At 69.8% G+C, this 21668-nt stretch carries 21 protein-coding genes; 11 read left to right on the forward strand and 10 right to left on the reverse strand.

All coding sequences use genetic code 11. The features are described 5' to 3' along the window. The first annotated feature begins 22 nt into the window (after positions 1-22). The 6 genes from AB0G74_RS22365 (at position 23) to AB0G74_RS22390 (ending at position 4210) form a co-directional block, all read left to right on the forward strand. A complete protein-coding gene (locus tag AB0G74_RS22365; RefSeq protein WP_361148907.1) occupies positions 23-847 on the forward strand; it encodes a winged helix-turn-helix transcriptional regulator in 825 nt (274 codons plus the stop codon). Then, positions 844-1317: a hypothetical protein gene (locus AB0G74_RS22370; RefSeq protein ID WP_361148909.1), complete on the forward strand. Its 474-nt coding sequence runs from the start codon at positions 844-846 to the stop codon at positions 1315-1317. The genes AB0G74_RS22365 and AB0G74_RS22370 overlap by 4 nt, the downstream gene beginning before the upstream one ends. After that, on the forward strand, positions 1314-2150 hold the full coding sequence (locus tag AB0G74_RS22375) for a DUF317 domain-containing protein (RefSeq protein WP_361148911.1): 837 nt from the start codon (positions 1314-1316) through the stop codon (positions 2148-2150). The genes AB0G74_RS22370 and AB0G74_RS22375 overlap by 4 nt, the downstream gene beginning before the upstream one ends. 30 nt (positions 2151-2180) lie before the next feature. Then, positions 2181-2654: a hypothetical protein gene (locus AB0G74_RS22380; protein WP_361148913.1), complete on the forward strand. Its 474-nt coding sequence runs from the start codon at positions 2181-2183 to the stop codon at positions 2652-2654. Continuing rightward, positions 2644-3231: a hypothetical protein gene (locus AB0G74_RS22385; RefSeq protein WP_361148915.1), complete on the forward strand. Its 588-nt coding sequence runs from the start codon at positions 2644-2646 to the stop codon at positions 3229-3231. Before AB0G74_RS22380 ends, AB0G74_RS22385 begins: the two co-directional genes overlap by 11 nt. Positions 3232-3310: 79 nt before the next feature. After that, the gene (locus tag AB0G74_RS22390) at positions 3311-4210 is read left to right on the forward strand and encodes a DUF317 domain-containing protein (protein WP_361148917.1); all 900 of its coding nucleotides are present in this window, start codon (positions 3311-3313) and stop codon (positions 4208-4210) included. A gap of 862 nt (positions 4211-5072) precedes the next feature. On the opposite strand, the gene AB0G74_RS22395 is transcribed toward AB0G74_RS22390, so the two are convergent. The 4 genes from AB0G74_RS22395 to AB0G74_RS22410 all read right to left on the reverse strand — a co-directional run bounded on the left by AB0G74_RS22395 (position 5073) and on the right by AB0G74_RS22410 (position 9054). Continuing rightward, positions 5073-5783 carry a type 1 glutamine amidotransferase domain-containing protein gene (locus AB0G74_RS22395; RefSeq protein WP_361148919.1) on the reverse strand — a complete coding sequence of 237 codons (711 nt, stop codon included), beginning with the start codon at positions 5781-5783 and terminating at the stop codon, positions 5073-5075. A gap of 69 nt (positions 5784-5852) precedes the next feature. Next, a complete protein-coding gene (locus tag AB0G74_RS22400; protein WP_344480348.1) occupies positions 5853-7439 on the reverse strand; it encodes a succinic semialdehyde dehydrogenase in 1587 nt (528 codons plus the stop codon). Positions 7440-7445: 6 nt separating this feature from the next. Beyond that, on the reverse strand, positions 7446-8372 hold the full coding sequence (locus AB0G74_RS22405; RefSeq protein ID WP_344480345.1) for an acetoacetate decarboxylase family protein: 927 nt from the start codon (positions 8370-8372) through the stop codon (positions 7446-7448). Between the two features lie 106 nt (positions 8373-8478). Beyond that, positions 8479-9054: a TetR/AcrR family transcriptional regulator gene (locus tag AB0G74_RS22410; protein ID WP_040913812.1), complete on the reverse strand. Its 576-nt coding sequence runs from the start codon at positions 9052-9054 to the stop codon at positions 8479-8481. Positions 9055-9257: 203 nt separating this feature from the next. Between AB0G74_RS22410 and AB0G74_RS22415 the strand changes: the two genes are divergently transcribed. After that, complete coding sequence (locus tag AB0G74_RS22415; RefSeq protein WP_006345964.1) at positions 9258-10178, forward strand: NAD-dependent epimerase/dehydratase family protein; 921 nt, start codon at positions 9258-9260, stop codon at positions 10176-10178. Here AB0G74_RS22415 and AB0G74_RS22420 read toward each other — a convergent pair. The 6 genes from AB0G74_RS22420 to AB0G74_RS22445 form a co-directional block, all read right to left on the reverse strand. Next, on the reverse strand, positions 10142-10810 hold the full coding sequence (locus AB0G74_RS22420; protein ID WP_361148923.1) for a helix-turn-helix domain-containing protein: 669 nt from the start codon (positions 10808-10810) through the stop codon (positions 10142-10144). The two genes, AB0G74_RS22415 and AB0G74_RS22420, sit on opposite strands and share 37 nt — an antisense overlap. 295 nt (positions 10811-11105) lie before the next feature. Next, complete coding sequence (locus tag AB0G74_RS22425; protein WP_040913811.1) at positions 11106-12080, reverse strand: alpha/beta hydrolase; 975 nt, start codon at positions 12078-12080, stop codon at positions 11106-11108. A 536-nt stretch (positions 12081-12616) separates the two neighbouring features. Next, positions 12617-14809, reverse strand: coding sequence for a TniQ family protein (locus tag AB0G74_RS22430; protein ID WP_361148925.1), 2193 nt, complete (start codon positions 14807-14809; stop codon positions 12617-12619). Further along, positions 14806-15921: a TniB family NTP-binding protein gene (locus AB0G74_RS22435; protein WP_344480333.1), complete on the reverse strand. Its 1116-nt coding sequence runs from the start codon at positions 15919-15921 to the stop codon at positions 14806-14808. The genes AB0G74_RS22430 and AB0G74_RS22435 overlap by 4 nt, the downstream gene beginning before the upstream one ends. After that, a complete protein-coding gene (locus tag AB0G74_RS22440) occupies positions 15918-17969 on the reverse strand; it encodes a helix-turn-helix domain-containing protein (protein ID WP_361148928.1) in 2052 nt (683 codons plus the stop codon). The genes AB0G74_RS22435 and AB0G74_RS22440 overlap by 4 nt, the downstream gene beginning before the upstream one ends. 70 nt (positions 17970-18039) lie before the next feature. Next, on the reverse strand, positions 18040-18708 hold the full coding sequence (locus tag AB0G74_RS22445; protein WP_164516024.1) for a TnsA-like heteromeric transposase endonuclease subunit: 669 nt from the start codon (positions 18706-18708) through the stop codon (positions 18040-18042). 360 nt (positions 18709-19068) lie between these two features. Between AB0G74_RS22445 and AB0G74_RS22450 the strand changes: the two genes are divergently transcribed. The 4 genes from AB0G74_RS22450 (at position 19069) to AB0G74_RS22465 (ending at position 21512) form a co-directional block, all read left to right on the forward strand. Further along, positions 19069-19422, forward strand: a complete 354-nt coding sequence (locus AB0G74_RS22450) for a DUF317 domain-containing protein (RefSeq protein ID WP_361148930.1) — start codon at positions 19069-19071, stop codon at positions 19420-19422. 119 nt (positions 19423-19541) lie between these two features. Beyond that, a complete protein-coding gene (locus AB0G74_RS22455; RefSeq protein WP_361148949.1) occupies positions 19542-19817 on the forward strand; it encodes a hypothetical protein in 276 nt (91 codons plus the stop codon). Positions 19818-19980: 163 nt separating this feature from the next. Then, positions 19981-20577 carry a DUF317 domain-containing protein gene (locus AB0G74_RS22460; RefSeq protein WP_361148932.1) on the forward strand — a complete coding sequence of 199 codons (597 nt, stop codon included), beginning with the start codon at positions 19981-19983 and terminating at the stop codon, positions 20575-20577. Between the two features lie 440 nt (positions 20578-21017). Beyond that, positions 21018-21512 (forward strand): hypothetical protein, encoded by a 495-nt coding sequence (locus tag AB0G74_RS22465; RefSeq protein ID WP_361148934.1) that lies wholly within the window; start codon positions 21018-21020, stop codon positions 21510-21512. The last annotated feature ends 156 nt before the right edge of the window (positions 21513-21668 follow it).

Raw genomic sequence — 21668 nt, forward strand, 5'->3', positions numbered from 1 at the left:
TTCTGTTCCTGGAGCACCCGCCTTGGCCTCTACCGGTCTGACCCCCGCCGTCCGTACCGATCTGGCACGCGTCACCGAGTCCCTGTCCATGCTCACCCCGCGCTGGAACGTCCAGCTCCTCCTCGTCCTTGCCGAGCAGCCGCTGCGCTACACGGAGATCAAGAAGCGGATGCCGTGGCTGGCCGACGGCCAGCTCCACCCCAAGCTCCGCCAACTCGTCGACCTGGGGCTGGCCGACCGTACCGAGCACGGTGTCCGTAACGTCGCCTACGGACTGACCCGCCGCGGCACGGATCTGCTGCCGGTCCTGGCCGCCATCGCCACCTGGGCCGACACACATCTGGAGCACGACCCCGACCCGGCACCCGAAACGGACGTATTCCGGCGGGCCCGTGATGTCGAGGACGCCCTCGTGCTGATCGCCGCCCGGCACGCCACCCCCATCCTGTGGACCCTCCAAGTACGCCGCACCGCCACCGCCACCACGCTCGCCGGCGATGCCATGCCCGGATACGGCCTCAGCTCCGTCTACCCCCGCCTGCGGCAGCTCGTCGACGACGGCCTCGTCGACGTCACCGACGCGACCTCCTACCGGCTGTCCGCCTCGGGCCGCGCCTTGAGCCCCGTGTACAGCGCGATCTCCGCGTGGGCGGCCGGGCGTCCTCTGGCTGACGCCGCGGCCCACCCGCTCCGGGGAAGGCTCGCCAACCCGTCCCGCCCCATTCGCGCCGGATCCCGCAGCACGGCGCTCGCTCTGGGCACGGCCTGGCGCACGGTCGACCTCTTCTCCCACCAGACCCCCGCCCCCGCCCTCGCGGGCGCACCGGCAGGAGGCCACCGTCGATGACCACCGTCAGCGTCCCGAACTGCGACCGGCTCGCCCGTACCGTCGCGGTACTGTCCGACCCGGGATTGATCCGGCTGATCACCGAGATCGACGACCACGGCCCCGTCCCGGCGAACGGCTTCGCCCGCACCTTCCTGGACCTGTCCCGCCACCAGATCCGCCACGCCCGCGACACCGCCCGCGACCTCGGCCTCATCCATTCCGTCCACCAGACCTACCGGCTGACCGACCGCGGCACCGACCTGGCGGACCTGTACGACCAGGCAGCCCGCTGGGCCCGCGCCCACACCCACCCGGCCCGTGATTCCTCGTTCGTCACCCGCGTCCGCGCCACCCTCGACCACCTCACCCGGCCCGGCCATCACGACGAGACGGCGGAGTCCGGTACCGGCCATCTTCTGGACGCTGTTCTCCGGTGGACCGCGGTGCCCCCGGGCGCCTGCCACCGGATCCTTCCGGAGGCCGCATGACGATGAGCGATCCGGACGGCGTGTATGTCCACCCCCGGTATCTCGCCGGATCGACCGCGATCGGCGATCCGGGTCTGAAGCCCGCCCTCGACGCCGGCTGGGAGATCAGCCACGACGAGCTCGGCAACGCCTATCTGCCCTCGCCGGACCAGCGGATCCGCATCGGCTACATGCCCGAGGGCGACGACGACGCCCTGTGGAAGATCGCCGCCTACGAGAATCAGTTCGCCGCGCCACGGTGGGCCGCGGCCTTCTCCGACGCCTGCCCAACGGAGTTCGTCACCGCGTTCACCACCGCCCTCGTCGGCCTCCACCAGGGCGACGGGTTTTTGCAGGAAGGACTCGGCCGCGCCGACGACCCCCACCCGGTCCTGTCACCTCTGACAGACGCCGGCTGGACGGTGACCGACAACTGGTGGATCAGCGAGACGACCTCACCCGACGGCCTCGCAGGCGCCCGGTACTGCCGCGGCGCCCTCGACCACAACAACGAGTTGACCAGCAACAAGACCCGCTGGCAGATGTGGGGCGGCACCGGATACGCCGGCTGGTACGCCGTCTTCTCCACCCACACCCCCACCCGTCTCGTCACCGCCACCGCCACGGCGCTCGCCGACCCCGCACCTGTCGTGCGCTGGAAGAACGCCTTCTGGCCCAACTCCGACCACGTCACCGTCACACCGGTACGCCCTCCCGCGCCCACCCCGCTGGACATCCTCCGTGCCCGGCGCTCCGTCCCGGCTCTGCGGACCGTGGCGGTCCCGCGCTGGTCCACCAGCACCCCCTCCGCCCGCCTTCCGGCGCCCGCCCGCCCGGCTGCCCGACGCCGGTGACCCTGCGCCCCCGACTCGACCAGGAACCCCATGTCACTGCACGCCGAGCAGTTCTTCACCCAAGCGCTCCCTCTCCGGATGGAGGGCTCCGTCGTGGGGAACAGTTTCTACGCCGTCCCGGCACCGGGCTCGCAGATCCGTCTCCGGATCGACTTCTACGAAACGATCTACCACCAGAAGTTCGGCGGCCTGCGGCTGAGCATCCTCCACCCGGACCAGGGCAAGATCGACGTGGTCGCCCTGTCCTTCAAGGACTACCGAACCTTCCGTGCCCGCCCCGCTTTCCGCAGCGACGACCGGCACTTCATCGATGCCGGTCCTGGCGGGTCCGAACCGCCTTGGAGCGGCGGTGATTTCACTGCCCTCGCACAGGCGGTCCATACCTATGCGGGTGTGTGGGGATATTCCGTCCCGCCGGAGCCCGCAGTCCGCCCGTCGCCGCGAGCCGCACTCCCCGTTCCGGCTTCCTCCCGCGCCGACGGAACGGCGGCCCGTGCCCGATAGCGCCCTCCGCGCCCTGCGGACCCAGGGCATACATCCGGCTGTGACCCGCTCCGGGCCCGGCACATCAGCCTGGACCCAGATGACCTTCACCGCCGGAGGGGCCACCGTCCGCTGGTTCAGCCACCACACACTCTCCGGGAACACCGTAGAAATCCACGGGCTCCCCGTGCGCCGAACGCCGCGCGTCCTGAACGCGATCGGGGCCACGGTCGATGCCGACCTGGTCGGCTACGGCCTCCCGGACGACTACGAGGGCGAGGCAGCCCGCTGGCTCGACAGCGAGACCGGACACGCACTGGGCATGGTCGCACAGTCCCCCCTGCCCGGCCATGAGGACGACGCGCTCCCGCCGCTGTACACCAGCGAACTCGCCGCCAACTGGACCGGCCGCGAACACGCCATCGTCGACTTGTCCGGCCCGTCTATGGATGCCGTCTGCAACCTGTGGCTCTCAGGACTGACCCGCCCGGCTGCCCGCGCCGTCCTCACCGCATGCACGCAATCCCTCTCCGCCCCGGCACCGGCCGCCCCGTCTCCTCCGCGCCCGCTCAGCCCGGCAAAAACCCCCCGGCGCTGACAAGCCGTACCACCCGCGTCCACAGGGCTCGGCGGCCGACACCCGCCCCGCTTCCCTCACCACTGAGAAAGGCCACCGCTTGTCCCTCGACGACCTCGCCCCGGAGGCCGAGGTACAGGTCCTGCCCCGATACCTGGCCGGCCCCGGCAGCGACGACTTCCAGAGGGCCTGGCCCTTCCCCTTTGAGAAGGGCTGGTCTCTCCACCGACCCGACGACGGCCACCGGATCGCCTCCAGCCCCTGCCTGCGCGTCCAGACCGGATTCCTCCCCGACCCGAAGAGCCCCTCCAGCGGCACCTGGACCACCACCGTCCAGCAGCCCTTCGGCCCCGCACACTGGAAGGCCACCTTCACCGGCGCGGTACCCCTGGAACTGCTGCACGACGTCCACACCGAGCTGCTCACCCTCTACCGGGCGGACCAGGGCCGCGTCGAGGACTACCTCCCCTACGAAGACGTACCCGCTGTGGAGGGCTACCTGCCGCTCCTCACCCACGGCTGGAGCCATACCGTCCGCAAAGACGGCAAGCAAGTGTTCTGCAGCCCCGACAACGCAGCCGCTCTCTGGCACTTCTACACCGGAGGAATCCAGGGCAGCTGGCTGTTCCAGGCCGCGATCACCGACCGGTCACCCGTGTGGAAGGCGACCTTCACCGCCGGCACACCGGTCCCGCTCATCAGCGCCTTCGCCAGCTTCCTCGTGGAGGATCAGCCGCTGGCCCGGGCCGTCCGGGACCTCCCCGTCCCCAGCACCATCGCTTTGCACGCATCTCCCACCCGCAGCATCCGCCGGCCCCTCGCCGTGGCGGTCGCCGCCGCTGTCGCCGGAACCCTGGCCACCGGTACGCCTGCTGTCGCGGCGGACCGTTTCGGACCCGGCTACAGCATCCCCGATGCCGACGGAAACCCGGGCGCCAGCCACATCGGCGCGTACGGACCGCCCGGGACCCTCGTCGCCTCAGCCCGGCAGACCTACTGAGCCGACCCGGAGAAGAAGGGCCCCCATCAGGTCGACGGCTACAGCACCCCCAGGACGGTCACGTCCTGGACCTCGTCTGTCACCGGCAAGGCCCCGGCCCGCAGGGCAGACGTCGACCCTGACCCCGAGCCGCGCCCGCTGACCTGAACACCCGACCCGAGAGGGCCTGGAGAGACCGACTGGTTTCTCCAGGCCCTCTTCGGCGTACCGGTGTCCGGCGGCCCAACCGGATACGACGCTTTTGACGGCCATGCGGACCGCTTCCCTCCCGGGCGGAGTGCCGCCGGCTGCGGGCCCTTCACGATGCTCACGGAGAGTGCCCTGGTGCCGGGGCGCCGCGCAGAGCCGTCCGAACGACATCGCACTCGAGTCAATATTCCCGTTCGGGCGTGTGTCGCCCCTCCGGCGGACGCCTCGGGGCGCCTCGCTCGCCGGTACAAACCGGGGTGACGTGCCCACTGTAGGCTCTCCCGGCTCGCGGCATTGGGCGTCCCGTTGACCAGCAGCTCTTCCTCAGTCTCAAGTTGAGGCCACTGACGGCCTGTCTCACGACCGCGTCATTTCCTCGTTCGCTTCGTTGCGCTGGGCGCAGGTCGACCGGGCCCGCGCTGAGTCTGTGCGTGAGGCAGGTAATCCGTTGCTGACCATGGTTGCGTCGGAGGACTTCGCAGGGGCGCCGTCTCAGGCCCCCGGCAGGCTGGTGGCGGTACCGGTCTGCCGGGGGAGCGCTGGCGGTCCGGCGAGGCCGACGGTCGCGGACGGGTGGTTGACCGCCCGGCCGTTCTGTCGTCGCCGGTATGGAGCGCGTCCTTCAGCGACATCCGTCCAGGAGCCTTCCGTCACCGGAGGGTTGCGTCTCGACTTACCGTCGCTTCTTCGACGTGTTGCCCTCGATGGCTTCGACGACCTTCTTCGCTGTGGCCTTGGCCGAGCCCGGGTTCTGGCCGGTGACCAGGTTGCCGTCGGTCACGACGTAGGAGACGAACGGCAGTGTCGCCTTCTCGTAGAGCGCGCCGCGCTGCTTGGCCTTCTCCTCGGCGTTGTAGGGGACCAGTTTGTCGACGCGGGCGAGGACCTCCTCGGTCCAGGCGAATCCCGTCATCTTGCGGCCGGCGATGAGGTAGGAGCTGTCGGAGAGCCGGGTGTTGAGCAGGCCGCAGTAGCCGTGGCAGACCGAGGAGACGATGCTGCCGCGCTCGTAGATCTCGCGGGTGATGCGCTGCAGGCCCTCGCTGTCGGGGAAGTCGTACATCACCGCGTGACCGCCGGTGAAGTAGATCGCATCGTACGCGGACGGGTCGATCTGGTCCGGGCTCGCCGTGTTCTCGAGCATGGCCATCTTTCCGGGGTCGGCGTGCCATGCCTTGGCGGTCTTGTCGTAGTTCGGGAATTTCAGTGCACGCGGTTCGAGCGGCACAGGGCCGCCGGCCGGGCTGACGAGCGTCTGCTCGTAGCCGTGCTCCTCGAAGATGTGCCAGGCGTGCGTGAGCTCGGAGAGCCACAGGCCGGTGGTGTGGGACGGGTCGTCGTAGTGGCCGACGTTGGTGACGACGTTGAGGACGCGCTTGGTCATGGCTGATCTTCCCTCGTGCGGACCGGGATGGAGTGGAGGCGGGCCGTCGTAGCCGGAGCCAGTGGTCGGTCAGCGGACGCCCAGGGCACGCAGCGTCTTGAACGCCCAGGTCAGGATCCGCGCCCACTGCTCGTGCTCGACTCTGCTGGGCGGGGTGAAACCCTGGAGGCGCTGGTGGGCGACCGTCTGGGCTTCGGTGTACTTGAGCAGCCCGTCGGCGCCGTGACGGCGGCCGAGGCCCGAGTCGCCCATGCCGCCCATGGGTGCGTCGATGCTTCCCCAGGCGGCGGCGAACGCCTCGTTGACATTGACGGTGCCGGCGTGCAGCCGTGCCGCGACCTTGCGGGCCTCGGTGCCGTTGCGACCCCAGACGCTTGCGTTGAGGCCATACGGCGTGGCGTTGGCCATCGCCACCGCCTCGTCGGCCGACCGGTAGCGGTAGACCGACACCACGGGGCCGAACGTCTCGTGGTCGAACAGCGTCATCTCAGGGGTCACATCGGTCAGGATCGTCGGCTCGTAGAACAGGGGCCCGAGGTCGGGCCGGGCTTTGCCTCCGGCCAGTACGGTCGCGCCCTTCGATACCGCGTCGTCGACGTGCGAGCTGACGGTCTCGAGCTGCGAGGGGGTGGTCAGCGAGCCCATGTCCACCGAGAAGTCGTAGGCCGCACCCAGGCGCATGGCCCGGGCACGGTCGGCGAACGCGGTGACGAACGCGTCGTGGATCTCATCGGCGACGTAGAGCCGTTCGATGGACACGCACAGCTGGCCGGCCGAGGGGAAGCAGGCGGCGACCGCGCCGGTGGCGGCCTTCTCGACGTCGGCGTCGGCGAGGACGACCATGGCGTTCTTGCCGCCGAGCTCCAGGGACGCGCCGATCAGCCGCTCACCCGCGTCGCGCGCGATCTGGCGCCCGCTGGCGGTGGAACCGGTGAACATCATGTAGTCCCCGCCGGCCATCAGCGCGTCTCCGATGGAGCTGCCACGGCCGACCACCATCTGCCAGACGTCGGGTGGCAGGCCGGCCTCGCGCATCAGGGCCAGTGCCCACAGTGCGGTCAGGGCGGTCTGGGTGTCGGGCTTCTGGACGACGGCGTTGCCGGCCATCAGGGCCGGGATGGCGTCGCCGGCGGCCATGCTGAGCGGGTAGTTCCAGGGCGATATGACGGTGACGACGCCCTTGGGGTGGTGCAGCTCGGTGGTGTGGGTCAGCATCGGGATCGCGCCCTTGCGGCGCTTGGGTGAGAGCAGCCGCCGTGCGCTGCGCGCGTAGTAGCGGGCGGTGATCGCGATGTCGCTCACCTCGAGGAACGCGTCGCGGCGGGTCTTGCCGCTCTCGGCCTGCATCAGGTCGAGGGCTTCCTCCTGCCGCTGGAGGACGAGGTCGTGGAAGCGCAGCATGATGCGCTTGCGGTCGGCCACCGGGGTGGCCGACCAGCCGGCTTGCGCGGCGCGTGCCCGGGCGAAGGCGTCCTGGACGTCGTCGGGGGTGGAGATGGGCAGGTCCGCGAGCGGTGCGCCGGTGTACGGGGAGGTCGTGGTGACCCGCTGGGCGCGAGTACCGGCGGCCACCAGGGCGGCCAGGCGGGCGAGCCGGGCCGGCGTCAGCGTTGCCGGGAGGGCGGCCTGGGGGTGGCTGGTGTTCGTGGTGGTCATCTTGTCTCAGCTCCGGTCCTGGAGGGAGGTGGGCACGGGCATGTGCAGCGCCAGCTGGCCCTCGGTGGTGACGTCGAGCTGGATCGTCCGGATCGGCTTCAGCGAGCGCAGGTCGTCGCTCATCCGGCCCTCGCCGAGCCGCAGGTCCAGGCCGCGGGGGAACCGCGTGGTTCCCGAGGAGAGCATGTTGATCTGGCTGGTCGTGGAGTGCCAGGCGCCGTCGATCGTGGTGTAGGAGGTCAGGGTCGAGACGTGTGCGCCGGTGGGCCGCGCGGTCTGCTTCGGGGAGGGCGCCGACAGAGCGAGGTCAAGGCCGCCCCGCTCGTTGGCGACCCTGGCGGAGGTGCGCGCGGTGTCGATGTCGACGTCGAGCCCGGTAACCCACTTGGGGAACCCGTAGCCGTCGTGGCCACGCACCTGCGCGATCTCGGTGTTGACCGGGAGCGAGAGTACGTAGGAGTGCAGGGAGTCATTCTTGAGCCCGGCGACCAGGTCGAACAGGCCCAGCCCTCCGTGCCGGGCCGGCTTCACGGCGATACCGACCGCGGCCTCGGTGTAGAAGTCGATGTCGCACACGTCGTACCGGAAGGCCATCACGGAGACGATCCCGAGCCCCGGGGCGATCTCGAGCGGGTCCAGTTCCCGGGGCAGGCGGGCCCGGATCGCCCTGGTCGGCGCGAGCATGGTGAGCCGGGTCGTGGAGATGCGGTAGTAGAAGTTCGGCGTCAGCGTGGGCCCGATGCGGGAGTCCACGCGGCTCTTGGGCATCCGGCGGAAGAAGTCGACACTGCTGACCCGCGGGTCCCGCTCCACCTCGTCGAGGTCGGTGTCCATGCGGAACCGGTCATAGAGGCCGCCTTCGGGGACGGTGATGAGACGCCCTCCGAGAGCGACCTCTACGGTCCGGTCGGTCAGCTTGCCGGTCGATGCCATGAGCCCTCTCCTCCGATGTAAGCGGTGTCAACACCGAGGATTGCACGGCATGTGAGCACCGTCAACACTGGAGAGCGCCAGGCGTGCGCCGGGTGAGCGCCACGCGTCAGGGGCCGACCGACGTGATGGCGAGGAAGGCGCTGCGCACCCGGTCGGCGACCTCCTTGCTCGACCCGGCCTGCAGCTTGCCGTCGAGGTAGAGGCAGGCCAGCCCGTGGGCGAGCCCCCAGCCGGCCGTGGCCAGAGCCGAGGCGTCCGCGTCAGGGAGGACGCGATCGAGCGCGTCGGCCAGCAGCTCATGCAGGGCGTCCGCGGCCTTGACCCGCTCGTCGGCGGCGTCGTCGCACGGCTTGCCGAACATCACACGGAACAGGGCCGGGCGCCGCAGCGCGAAGTCGACGTAGGCGACGGCGAACTCGGCCAGGTCCGGGAGAGCGGCGGGCAGGTCCTGCCCGCCGCCCAGGTCGGCCAGCAGGTTCCGGAAGCCCTCGACGGCGAGCGCAGACTCCAGGGCGTCGCGGTCCTTGAAATGGCGATACGGCGCAGTCTGCGACACACCGGCCCGGCGTGCGACGGCACGCAGCGAGAAGGGCTCGCCGCTCTCCAGCATCTCCATCGCGGCCGACAGCAGCGCCGCCCGCAGGTCGCCGTGATGGTAGCCACTCTTTTCCAATGTTGACACCGCTTACTTCATCCTCCTACGCTGTGTTAGCACCGTAAACATAGCTGATGTCCGGTGGAGCCAGGTGCCCCCGGCTCGGCCAACGACCACGTCGGCTTGGTCCGCATCCCGGCCACGTTGGTCGACCGCATCGTCACGTGGCGGTGCGACGCTGCTCGCAGGTGAGCTGCCACCACCCGCACCATCCACCTCAAGGAGACCCCATGCAGACCGTCCTCGGCGCCGGCGGACCGATCGCCGACGAGCTCGTGAACGAGCTCCACCGCAACCACACCAAGGACATCCGCCTCGTCAGCCGCAAGCCGTCGAAGGTGAACGACACCGACGAGCTCATGGCCGCAGACCTCACCGACGCCGACGCCACCAGCCGCGCCGTCGCGGGCAGCGACATCGCCTACCTCACCGTCGGCCTGCCCCTGGACTCGGAGCTGTGGGAGCGACAGTTCCCCGTCATGATGCGCAACGTCATCGACGCCTGCGCCGAACACGGCACGAAGCTCGTCTTCTTCGACAACACCTACATGTATCCCGGAACGCCGACGCCCCAGACCGAGTCGACAGCATTCGCGCCGGGCGGACGCAAGGGACGAGTCCGCGGACAGATCGCCACCATGCTGCTTGAGGCCATGCGGGCCGGACGGGTCGAAGCCCTGATCGGCCGCGCGCCCGAGTTCTACGGTCCCGGCCGGACGAAGAGCTACACGAACTCGTTGGTGTTCGACCGGATCAAGGCGGGCAAGCGGCCGTTCGTCCCGGTCGACGCCCAGGCCAAGCGGTCCCTGATCTGGACCCCCGACGCGAGCCGCGCTCTCGCTCTGCTCGGCAACACTCCGGATGCCTACGGCCAGACGTGGCACCTGCCCATCGACCCGGACCGGCAGTCCTACGCCCAGCTCATCAAGACCGCCGACGAGGTCACCGGCCGCAAGATCGGCTACACGGTCCTGCCGATGCTCGCCTTCGGCCTCGGGCGCCGCTTCGTCAAGCCGCTCGACGAGATGTACGAACTGCTCGTCCGCTACCGCGACGACAACATCTTCGACAGCTCGAAATTCGCGGCCCGCTTTCCCGAATTCCAGGTCACGAGCTATCGGGAGGGAGTGGAGCGGATCCTCGCCGACTGACCCGCCGACGAGTACTCCCGCCGATCGACGCGTGCCGCGATGCCGAACCGGCGCCGATACTCCGACGGCGTCACGCCCGTGGCGCGCGGGAAGAGCCGACGGAAGTTCGATGCGCTCAGGTAGCCGAAGCTGCGGGGGATCTGAGCGACCGGCTCGCTGGTCAGCTCCAGCTCGCGAGCCTTGGCAATGCGCGCCACCTGGAGGTATTCCGTCGCGGTCAGGCCCGTAGCCTCCTTGAACCGCCGCCGGCCGGTGCGCGGGTGCATGGCCGCGGCCCGCGCGAGGTGGTCGACCCACGCCAGGATCCCCGCGGCCATCATGACTTCGACGTCATCGATCACCATGCGTGAGGCGTCCACACGAACCTTCCACCACGGACTTCGAGAGGGCATGCTGAGCCCGACCGTGACAGGTCCGCACGTCGACGAGACCGGAGCGTGGGTCGTCGGAGAGGTCCGTCTGCTGGAGTATGCCGACTGCCAGGTGTCGGCGATCCACGGCCTGCGGGACATCTTCCGTGTCGCCAGCGAGTTCGCCGTGACGTCGGCCGACCCTGCGAGCGTGATCCGGGTCAGCACCTGGGCGGTGTCCGCCACCGACGACGGGCCGGTCATGGTGTGCACCTCGGACACTCATCCTGAGCTCGCGCACCGGCTCAGCCACGTCGTCATCCCGCCGAGCCTCGTCGTACCCGAGCTGATGGTGTCGGTGGGCGAGTTCACCGATGGGCTCGTCGGCCTCCGGTCCGAGGGCACCAGGCTCTGTGCCGTGTGCGCCGGTGTCTTCGTCCTCGCCGAGACGCAGCTGCTCGACTGCCGGGACGCCACGACCCACTGGGCGTTCGCCGAGGAGCTGGCGCGCCGATACCCGGCACAGCGATGGGGCGGCAGACCCTGTCGCGTCTGCCGCCCATGTTCCTGGATGCGGTCACTCCTGCTGGAGCGCCTCTCGCAGCGCGTCGACGGACAGCTTGCGTGCGACATTGGTGGCCGGGGTGTCCCGCAGTCCGTCCAGCAGCATGAAGTCGTGGACGGTCCCGCTGATGCGGACGGCCGTCACCTCGACGCCGGCCTCACGGAGCTTGTTGGCGTACAGCTCGCCCCCGTCCCGCAGGACGTCGGCCTCCGCCGTGATGACGAGGGCGGGCGGCAGCCCCTCAAGGTCCTCAAGGGTCGCCCGCAGCGGCGAGGCGTACTTCTCCTCGCGCTTGGCTTCGTCGGTCGTGTACGCGTCCCAGAACCACTTCATCCCATCGCGGGTGAGGTAGTAGTGCTCCGCGAACTGGTGGTAGGACTGCGTGTCGAAGTCCGGCCCGGTCACGGGGTAGAGCAGGATCTGCGCCTTGAGCGCGAGCCCGCCGCGGTCCTTGTTCATCTGCGCGAAGACCGCGGACATGCATCCGCCGACCGACTCGCCGGCGACGGCGACGCGGGAGGTGTCGAGGCCATGGTCGGCGCCGTTGTCCCGCAGCCACTGACCGACGGCGTAATTCTGCTCGACCTGCGTGGGGTACCCCTTCTCGGGCGCCCAGTCGTAGACCGGGAAGACGCCGGCGGCCCCGGCTCCGACGGTGAGCTCCCGGAAGAGGCGGTCGTGGGTCTTGTCGTCGCCGAAGACCCACCCGGCACCGTGGATGTAGAAGACCACGGGCAGCGGGCCCGTGGCGCCCTTGGGCTTGATGATGCGGGTGCGTACGGTGCCCCACTGGCCGGCGTCGACGTCGACCCACTCCTCGTCGACGTCCGGGCGCTCGACGCCTTCGCCGCTCTGCAGGTCGCTGAGGATCTTGCGCCCCTCTTCGGGCGGAACCTCGTAGATCCGCGGGTGCGGGTCGGTGGCGTCGGCGAGCTCCTTGGCCTCAGGTTCCAGGTACGGGGTGGTGGGGGCTGGAAGGTCGGACATCGCTGATCCTTTCCTCGAATGCCGGGTCGCTCGCGTCATGGACGCTACAAACGGATCGCATACAGACCAAGTGCCGCGAACGACTCCCTTCGAGGTGATCGCGACACCCACCCTGAGGTGTGATCCGATGAGCGGTACATAGGGCGGGCCGGTAACAGGAGCCCCCGGAATGCGGCCCGACGGGGACTCCATCGTCAGCAAGCCCCAGTCGCAGCGCGTAGCGGCACGTCCACGGGCGCTGCTTGTGCATGGAATGGGCATGGCGTATTTCCGGTGAGAAGCTCCCCCTGCCAACAGGGTCCGGCACGTCGATGTTGATCGCATTCGCTGATGCGGGTGGGAGTGGTGTGCCGCATACACACTGAGCGGGACCGGCCGTGCCGATTCTGAGTCCTCTGTGCACCATCCTCTGTTCACAGTCGGCGCCGGAATCTTCCTGGTGGGCGGATCGGTACATCGTTCTCAAGGAAGGCGCCACGCACGGTAGCCCGGCTATTCCGGGCCGGCGTCAGATGGTGGACCATCGCTCCGCTCTGTCAGTGCGACCCCGGTTCTTGTCGCTTTCTCCTGGGGCGGCCCGGATAGAACCCGGCGGGGCGGAGTTGGACGTCGTTCTTCAGCAGGGCCAGGCGCACGGTGGCGAGGGTGGTTCCTTCACGGTCGGCGATGTCCTGGAGCGACAGGTGGTCGTGCTCGTACCAGGTACGCCATTGCTTGATGCGCCGGGCGGTTTGCTGGGTTCGGCGAAACTGCGGCGGGCTCCAGTCCACCGGGTGCTCGGCAAGCAGGTAGATGACATGCGCGGTGGTGGTCTTCAGCGTGTGTGCGAGCTGGGCGACGGAGAAGTCGCCGACGGGCGTTGCCCGGTGGAGTTGGGCGGCGGTGATGCGTGCGGGGTCCGGCCCGGGGAGCACGAGGTGACGCAGTGACCGCGCGGGGAGGCACGGTGCCCACTGGAGGGGTTCGTTGATCTTGTGTTCGTCGAGCAGGGTGCGGGCGGTGTGGCGGAGCAGTTCGGCTTCGGCGGGCAGGATCCGCCAGCGGAAACGCTGGTACTGCTGGCGTTGAGAGGCGGAGGTGGGGGCGATGTCGGGGTGGGCGAGGTGGGCGGGGGATCCGGTCAGGACCTGGAAGATCCAGCGTTGGGCGTGCGCGGCGCCGGGGGTGTGGTTCGAGCGCAGCCGGCTCTGCAGGGTCCGCCAGACCTGGGGGTCGAGGAAGTGGGCGCGGGGGGTGAACAGGGTGCGGCGGCGGTGGTAGTCGATCGGGGCGCCGTGGGTGTCGAGGTGGTCGGCCAGCAGGATCAGCGCGTGCAGGACGTCGGTGCAGTCGTCACGCCGGGTGAGGTCGGCCAGGAGAGTGGAAACGTTGTGGCTGCTGACGGTGGTGCCGGTCAGGCGGGTCGCGGCGGCGATGGAAGTCGTGTTGCCCACCAGGAGGCAGGCCACGGCGAGGAGTTCGTCCGCGCGCCGGGCCACTGGTTTGCCGTCCGGGTGCCGCGGAGACAGCCGCAGGGCCCATGCGGGCCACAGGGCGGTGGGCAGCATACGGGCCCGCACGTCCTGGTCGGCCGGTGGGCGGGTGGAGTGGATGGCGGTGCGGTGGCGCAGTCGGGCGACCGGCATGATCTGTGCTTCCCGGCTGTTGCGCAGGGCTGCTTCCAGTGCCGGGGAAACGGTTCCGCCGAGGCCGACGATGTTGCCGGGGTGGAGCTGGCGGCGGGTGGCGGCCACTCGGTCAGTTAGCCACTGCACGGCGCTGCCCGCGGCGTGGATGTCCGCGGCCTGCAGGACTCGGATCGCCGCCGCGACCGCTACGGCAGTCGCTGCGGAATCAGCGGGGGCAAAGTAGCTGTGCCGGTCCACCCGCCGGGTGTCCGGGGTGCGCTGCGACGTGGTGGGCAGCGGGTCGGTGCGGTAGCGCTCCAGCTGGTCCAGTACGTCGGCCGGGGCCATCGGCTGCAGATCGGTGGACGTTGCATGGTTGAGGACCAGCGCTCCCAGACACTTCGCGTCGCGCAGCACCACCCCCAACGGCGCCCCCGCCGGCCCGTACAGCGGCCAGCACACCGCACGGTCCGGGGCCACGAGGAGGGTCTCGATCAGGCGCTGGGTCTGCGACAGAGGGCCGTCGGGTGCGATCGCGGTGACCGGGGCGGCGGCGAGGCGGTGGTGGCAGCGGCGGGGACGGGGTCCGGTGCCCGGTGCTGCGCTCGCACACAGCCCCGGGCGGGGAGTCTCACCGCGGGGGTGGGCACGCAGGCGCGGAATGTGCCCGCAGGCGGGGCAGCGGTCGGCGAGCAGAACGTGGTGGCGGGTGCAGGCGAAGGACCAGCCCAGGCGCCAGGTCACCTGCCAGCGTCCACCGCTCTCCTCCAGGCAGGCGGGGCAGAAGCGGGAGCCCGAGCGCCCCCACAGCAGTTGCCGGTGCACCTGGCGCCGTTCGGTGAGGATCACCACCGCGTGCCCGTCGAAGGGCTGCAGCGTCATCTTGGTGAGAACCGTCTCGGGTACCCCGGTGGCCTGGGCGATGGCGGCCAGCTCCTCCCGGGCGGCCAGGGTGGTCCAGCGCGGCAGGACCGGGGCGGCGAGGGCCGGGTCACGGTTGGGCAGGCCCAGCGCGCGGAGCACGTCGGTGAAGGGGCAGTGCAGCTTGTGGGCGAGGAATTCCTGCCAGGAGTCCAGCGCCTCGCCTGGATGCGGTGCGTACCGCAGCGGCAGAGTCCTCATCGGGAGCCCCGGGTCCGGCGTGGCCGGCTGGTGGCCTTGCCCGCGTGCAGCGCATAAGCGAGTTCCCGGCGGGCCTGTTCGGCGGCAGTGTCGTTCTTGACCTGGTCGAGGAGGTCCTGGGTGAGGCGTTCGGTGCCGGTGCGCTGGGCGCGCTGGCAGCCGCGGTTGATCAGTGTCATCAGCGAGCCGATGTGTCCGGTGCTGCGGGCGAAGAGGTAGTCCGACAGGTTGTCGGCGAGCATGCCGGGGTGGGTGTCGGCCAGGACGATGCGCTGCTCCAGGGCGAGGAGGAGCTGCCGCCAGTGGCGGCGGCCTGGCTCGGTGTCGATGGTGAAGGGCGGCATGTCCAGGCGGGTGGTGCGCCGCCCGGTCTGGGCCAGAGCTGTCTCGCCGACGGTTTCGCCCTCGCTGAACAGGCCCTTGTCGGCCAGGCCCACGCCGACCTTGAGGAGGGTGACGGGGAACTCGTTGGCGATCCATTTGAGGTGGTTGCTGACCTCGATGCCGCTGGTGTTGCGCCACTTCAGGAAGTGCAGGTCGTCCAGGACGAGCAGTCTGACCTCGCAGGACAGGACACAGTCCAGGGCCTGCAGGCCGAGCTGGGCGGCTGTGGAAGTGACTCTTCCTGGGTGGCCGAAGAACTCCAGCATGGCCCGGTTGAGGTCCTTCATCCCCGTGTTGCCGGTCAGCCCCACCCGGCACACCGGCCACCGCTCGTGCCCCAGGGCGGTGAACTCGCCCAGCTCGGCGATTTCCCGGCGGTGGAACTCGCGGGCGAACGCCAAGACGGCGGTCGTCTTGCCCAGGCCCGGGAACGCGTCCACGGCCACGGCTCCCTTGGCCTTGTCGCCGTCCTGCACGTTGCTGTCGAGGATGTCCCACAAGTCCTCGTGCAGTGCTGCCAGTTGTGGGGTACGGATCGGCCCCAGGTTGGCATGCCATCCCCGGCGCTGCCGGTTGTAGGCGTCTCGCTCGTCGACGGTCAGGGCGGCCAGCTCGGACCGGTTCAACGCCTGCGGCTGGTCACGTCGGGGCGTGTCGACGAACGCTTTGAAGTCCTCTTTGCGTGACAGCGCCAGATTCCCCGGGTCCAGCCGGGGCGGGATGCTCACACGTCCTCCAGCGCGTCCGCGTAGAAGCCGCCGTCGCCGTCCAGGTCGTCCGCCGCGTCATCGTCCCCGCCCTCAACGGCTTTCTCCCGCAGTACGGGTGCTGCCACCGATTCGCTGCCGTGTCCCAGGGCGCGGCGTACGGACGGCAGCGCAGCAGGTGCGAGCTCCTCGGTGGCCGGCAGGTCGATGCCTGCCTGTTCGCGGGACAGGCGCAGGGCCATGCGCCGTTCGGCGAGCGTGGTGCCCAGCCCCAGGTTCCACCGATCCAGCAGGCCCGCGACTGCGAGCCGGTCATCGGGGTAGCGGTGCTTGGCCGCGGCCAGCTTCCGGGCGAAAGCCAGCGCGTCCTCGCTCAACGGCATCCGGGCAGCCGGTGCGTGTTCCCAGACAAGGGTGTGCCAGGCGCGGGTATCAGGGTGGCGGAAGAAGATTCGGGTGATGTCGTCCGGGTCGACCTGGAACGGCCAGCTGTTCTTTCCCGGCCCGTCGTACGGGCTGCGGATACCCGGGGCGGGGAGACCTGGCCCGCGGTAGCGGCGCCGGTCGATTTCGACGCCGTAGTGCTGGACCGTGCGCCACTTCGTCGCCAGGAACTCAAAAGCGAGGCAGGGGTCCCGCGGCACTTCGATGTATCCGGCGCGCGCCATACCGTGCTCGAACATCTGGGCTGGCGACATCCGCAGGCCCGGCACCCCCGGATCGACCAGACCAGCATGCGGGCGGCAGTGGTACACCACCGCGACCCACTCCCTAATGATCGCCTCCAGCTCGTCGAGGAAGAAGAACGCATCGCCTTCCGGGTTCTCACCGCGCGAGTGGATGTCCGGCCCCTTGTAGCCGGGCAGCGCCTCCAGCAGGCCCTCGCGCAGGGAGCGGAAGAACCGCTCCACCGGCCCTTTGTCCCGGCCCGTGCGCAGCCGGGCCGGCTGCAGGGAGATGCCCATCCGGCGGCACACGCTGGTCAGATGCTCCGAGACGTACACCTTGCCGTGATCGACCACCAGGGTCTCGGGCACCACCGGCGGCGAGGCCAGCCCCGCACCCGTCGCGCCCTCGACATCGACCAGGACCGCACGCGGGATGCCATGCTCGGGCCAGAGCGCACCCCGCGGCCAGTCCCGCCCCGCAGGCCGCGGCCGGAAGCACTGGAACAGCACCGCGCTCACATCCACCGCCTTCGTAGACACCGGCGTCACCCGAAGACCGGTGATGCAGCGGGTGTACCAGTCCATCGCCACCGTCAGCTCGGCCTGTACCCACCGCAGCGTGAGCGGGTCGAACGCGAACACGTCCAGCCGGGTGGTGTCCATCAGCATGTACTCGCCCGGCCGCGTCGGCCGCAGCTTCCCGTACGGGCCCTCGGGCCGGTCGGCGATGTCCCGATTCCGCTTCGCCGCCAGCCGGAACAGCGGATGGCGGCGCTCCAGCTCAGAAAGAATCCGGTAGGCCGTCGCTTGGCTCGGGAGACGAACACAATCGGCGCCGTGGCGGGCAATCACGCGAGCGCGGGTGCGCTCGATCACGATCTTCCGTGTGGGTGTCGACTCGCCCAGGTGCTCGGCCATCACTTCCAAGGCCGCTTCCACCCATCGTTCATCGGCCTTGGCGGTTGGCCCCCGGGACTGCTTCTTCTTCGCTGCCAGCCCGGCTTCGCCGTGCCGCCGGAAGTCAGCCACCCACTGCTTGACGGTGCGGACGTGGATCCCCAGTTCCTTCGCCTTGGCCGTGTACTTGGGTTCCACCGGCCCGCCGGGCACGTAGTCGCGGCGAGGTTCCCCATTGCCTGCCAGCTCAGGGCTCCCTGAGCGGAAGCCCGTCAGCAGCTCCCGTACATGTCCGGCCCGTTCCAGGACCTGACTTCGTTCGCTCGCCTGCAGCTGGTCCAGAACCACCGAGGCAATCTCTTGGTCATCGTCCGCCGACGGGCCGGGCTGATCGGCGATGAGGGCCGCCCGGTCGGAGAACAGGAGTTCTTTCAACGACAAGCGCAGAAGCCGCCCCCGCCCGTCCTTGAGGACCACCTCGTTACCGGCTGCCGTCGCGGCCATCTCCACCACCTCGACGCTCTCACTGTCGTAGCGGAATCGTGTTCCGACCCCCACCCGGGCCCCGGCCCGCTCACGCTGTCCGCCGCAACAGCCGCGAGGGGGCCAGCGGCTCGCCGAGGTCTACCCGCAGCTCATGCGTCCACAACAGGTGGTGGACTGCAGCGCGGACACAGGGCCCCGGCCAGCGGGGAAGTTGCTGCACCGCAGCATCCAACGGCACTCCGTCGAGGTCGGCCAGGCGCAGTTCGTCGAGTACCTCAGGACGGAAGAGCCAGTCGCGGCGGAAGCCAGCCAGGAAGCGGATGTTTTCCAGTTCCGCTTCCGGCGGTTCGCTCCAGATCTCGTACCGCCAGCCCCGGGCCTCCACCGCCCGCCGGGTCCAGTCGAAGGTGATCGCCACCTCTGGCCTGGTCAGCTGCCGGTGCGGCTTGACGTCCACCACCACCGGCCCCTGGCCGGTGATCAGCAGATAGTCCGGGATATGGCTTCGGACCGTGGCCCCCGCCATGGTCTTCATCAGGAACGGCTGGGCCACAATGCCGTGCACGAGCGGGTCGAAGTCGGCGTAGAGGAGTTTCGTCAGCTCCAGCCGTGACTCGTAGATCACCTGCTCACGCATGGTCGCTGCCCAGTAGCTTCCGGAATAGTGCCTCTGTCCTCGGTGCCACCGGAACGTCCGCCACGGAGTCGCCGACCTCAGCAGGTCGACGGACACTGTTGTCCACGACAGGTCCTCCACGAGCTTGCCGTGGGGAAAGCGAACGCTGACTTCTACGGCGGGATCGTCCACGACGCACCCCCAGCTCGGGCAGTACCTGCAAACCCCACGATCCCAGCCGCAACGAAGCGGGCAGGCCGAACTGACCTGCATCGCCCGAAAGAGTGATTCCTCTGAACAGCGATTCTCAGCAAGTCACCACATGTGGCCTCGCTGTGCTGTCGGCGCGGAGAATATGGCACCGGTTCTGAGAACCCACACCCACCTTTCCGCTAGTTCGCCCCCGGCAGACAGGAAAGATCCCGCAAGGACTGGATAAAGCGCCAGGGGCATGTCAACGTAGACGACTTCCCCGGAAACCCCAGGTCAGGAGGGTTTGCTATGACCGTTGATATGGTCCGGCCCGGATTTTCCACGACTGTCGAGGCTCTGCGGCTGCGTTCCTGGCAACTCGGCCCGGGCCAACCAGCCGCGGTGCTCGACCAGTTCTCCGACGCCGACTTCAAGCTGGTCGTCGACGACCGCGCGGATGTCCACATCAATAGCAGGGATGGCCGTTTCTACCTGGGCTGGTTCCCCCATGGCCGCCCCGGTACCGACGGCGAGGGCTGGAAGCTCGCCGTCACGGGAACCGCGAAGGTCCCCGGCTACCACGCCTCTTTCGATACCGAGACGCCGGCGCACATCGTCGCCGCCGCGGTAGCCGCGGTGATCGCCACGTCCCGGCCGCACTGACCGTACGCCCCTGCGGGCGCCGGGTCTCGTGCCTCTCCGGCCTCCGTGCCCGGCCCTCGCGCCCGCTCCATATATAAGGAGAGTCCTCGGTGACTCCGCATATCCCCGACGCCCCCGAGATGACGGTCGGCGACCTGATCGATTACCTGTCCGCCCTCGACCAGGCCGCGCCGGTCCGGCTCGCCGTCAACCCGTACTTTCCCATGGCCCACCGGTCAGGCGGCATCGTCGAGGCCCGGGACGAGAACGGTCGAACGATCGTGTTCCTCGCCGACTCCGGCGACCAGCTCGGCCCGCTGCCCCCGGACGTCGCGGTCCGGCTGACCTGGCAGGAGCCGACCGCCGCTCCCGTCCGCCCGCGCGGCAGGACCACCCACCCCGGTACGGACCAGTGACCCGCTCGACGAGCACCAGGAGGCGCACCTGAACCCGCACCACCCCCTCGACCCCTCCCACCCCCGTTCGCCCCAGCTCTGGGTCGCCCCGCGCCACCTGGCCGGGGACGACGGCGTCCTCGCCGACCGGATCGGCGCCACCCTCACCGGCCTCGGCTGGCGGATGTGGCCCACCAGCCGCAGCACCCTCCTCTACACCAGCCCGGACGGCCTGTGCGGCGCGGAATGGATCCGCGCCTCCCAGCCGATCGAGCTGGGCGGACTGCCCGTCGCCTGGCAGATCACCGCCCGCGCCCACCCCGGCAGCGTCCTGCGCGAATGGAATATGTACGTCACCGAGGGCGTCCCGCACGAGCCGGTCGCCGACTTCCTCCTCGCCCTGGGCGCCCGTACCGAACCCGCCACCGGCTTCACCAGCCCCCAGGCCGTGCTGGACGCGCTCGTCGCCCAGGGCTGGCTCCTCGACATCGACCACCCCGCCACCACCGCCACCGCCCCCGACCTCGCCGCCACCGTCTCCCTCGAAGCCATCCCCGAGCACGTCTTCGACGCCGACCCCCGCCCCGGCCTCGCCGGCTGGCAGGCATGGGCCGACCCGTGCACCGGCACCGGACTGATGTGGTGCGCCACCTTCAGCGCCAGCGTCCCCCACGACCTCGTCGCCGCCTTCGCCTCCTCCCTCGCCTCCCCCGCCCCGGTACCGCGCCGCACCCTGCCCGACGGCGTCAGCGACCGGCTCACCGTCATCCCACCCGGCTGACCGGGAGCAGCCTCCCGGCAGGGCCGGCCACTTGGACCGCTCGCCCGGCCCGCGGCGGATCGTCTTCCCCTGAGAAGCGCCTTTGTCCGGGACGCCCTGCCCCGGAACTGTCCACAGTCTGCGGAGGCAACATCACCCTGCCCCTCCCAGCGCCACCTCTGCCGACGTTCTGGCTCGGCGCGCACCGTCCGTACTGGCTCAAGCAGGCTGGCGTACCGCTGTTCATATCGAACCGCCAGCTCGCCCCCGTCCGTAAGCTCCCCCGTGCTCTCGGCCCGTGGGCACTCGACAGTGGCGGCTTCACCGAGATCACCACATACGGCGAATGGCGCACCACACCCCAGCAGTACGTCCGGCAGATCTACCGCTACCGCGATGAGATCGGCCGACTGGCCTGGGCGAGCCAGCAGGACCTCATGTGCGAGGAAGGGGCGCTGCGCATGACCGGCCTGTCCGTCGACCGGCACCAGGACCTCACCGTCGCCAACTTCCTGACGCTGCGCTGGCTCGCCCCCGACCTTCCGGTCATCCCGGTCCTGCAGGGGTGGCTGCGGCCCGACTACGAGCGCTGTGCCGAGAAGTTCGCCGCGGCCGGGGTCGATCTCACGAAGGAGCCGCTGGTCGGCGTGGGCAGCATCTGCCGTCGGCCCGGCACGTTCACGGCGGGCTGGATCCTGGAGGATCTGCACGCCATGCGCCTGAAACTGCACGCCTTCGGCTACAAGAAGACGGGGCTCGCTGTCTCGTGGCCGCACGTGGCCTCCGCCGACAGCATGGCGTGGTCGAAGGCCGGCCGGTACGAGCGCGTCTGCGGCACCCACAACAGCGAGGCCAACTGCCTCAGATACGCACAGAGCTGGCGCCGCGACCTCCTGGACCACCTGGCCGAAGAGCGTGCCGGTACGTACCCCGGCACAGTGAGCCGCGGCCGATGACGGCCCGCGACGTGCATCCTGCACCCTGACGTCAGACCACCGGTATTCCGAACGCGAATGGGCCGGCCCCCGCACCTGGGGGATGCCGGAATCGCCTTGCGGGCGGCGGAGGACGTGGACGCCTCCGGGCTGTCCTCGGAGCGCCAGGCCCGTTTC

Origin of the sequence: Streptomyces sp. NPDC020875, from assembly GCF_040641415.1 — a bacterium.
In the GTDB taxonomy this organism is placed as follows: Bacteria; Actinomycetota; Actinomycetes; order Streptomycetales; family Streptomycetaceae; genus Streptomyces.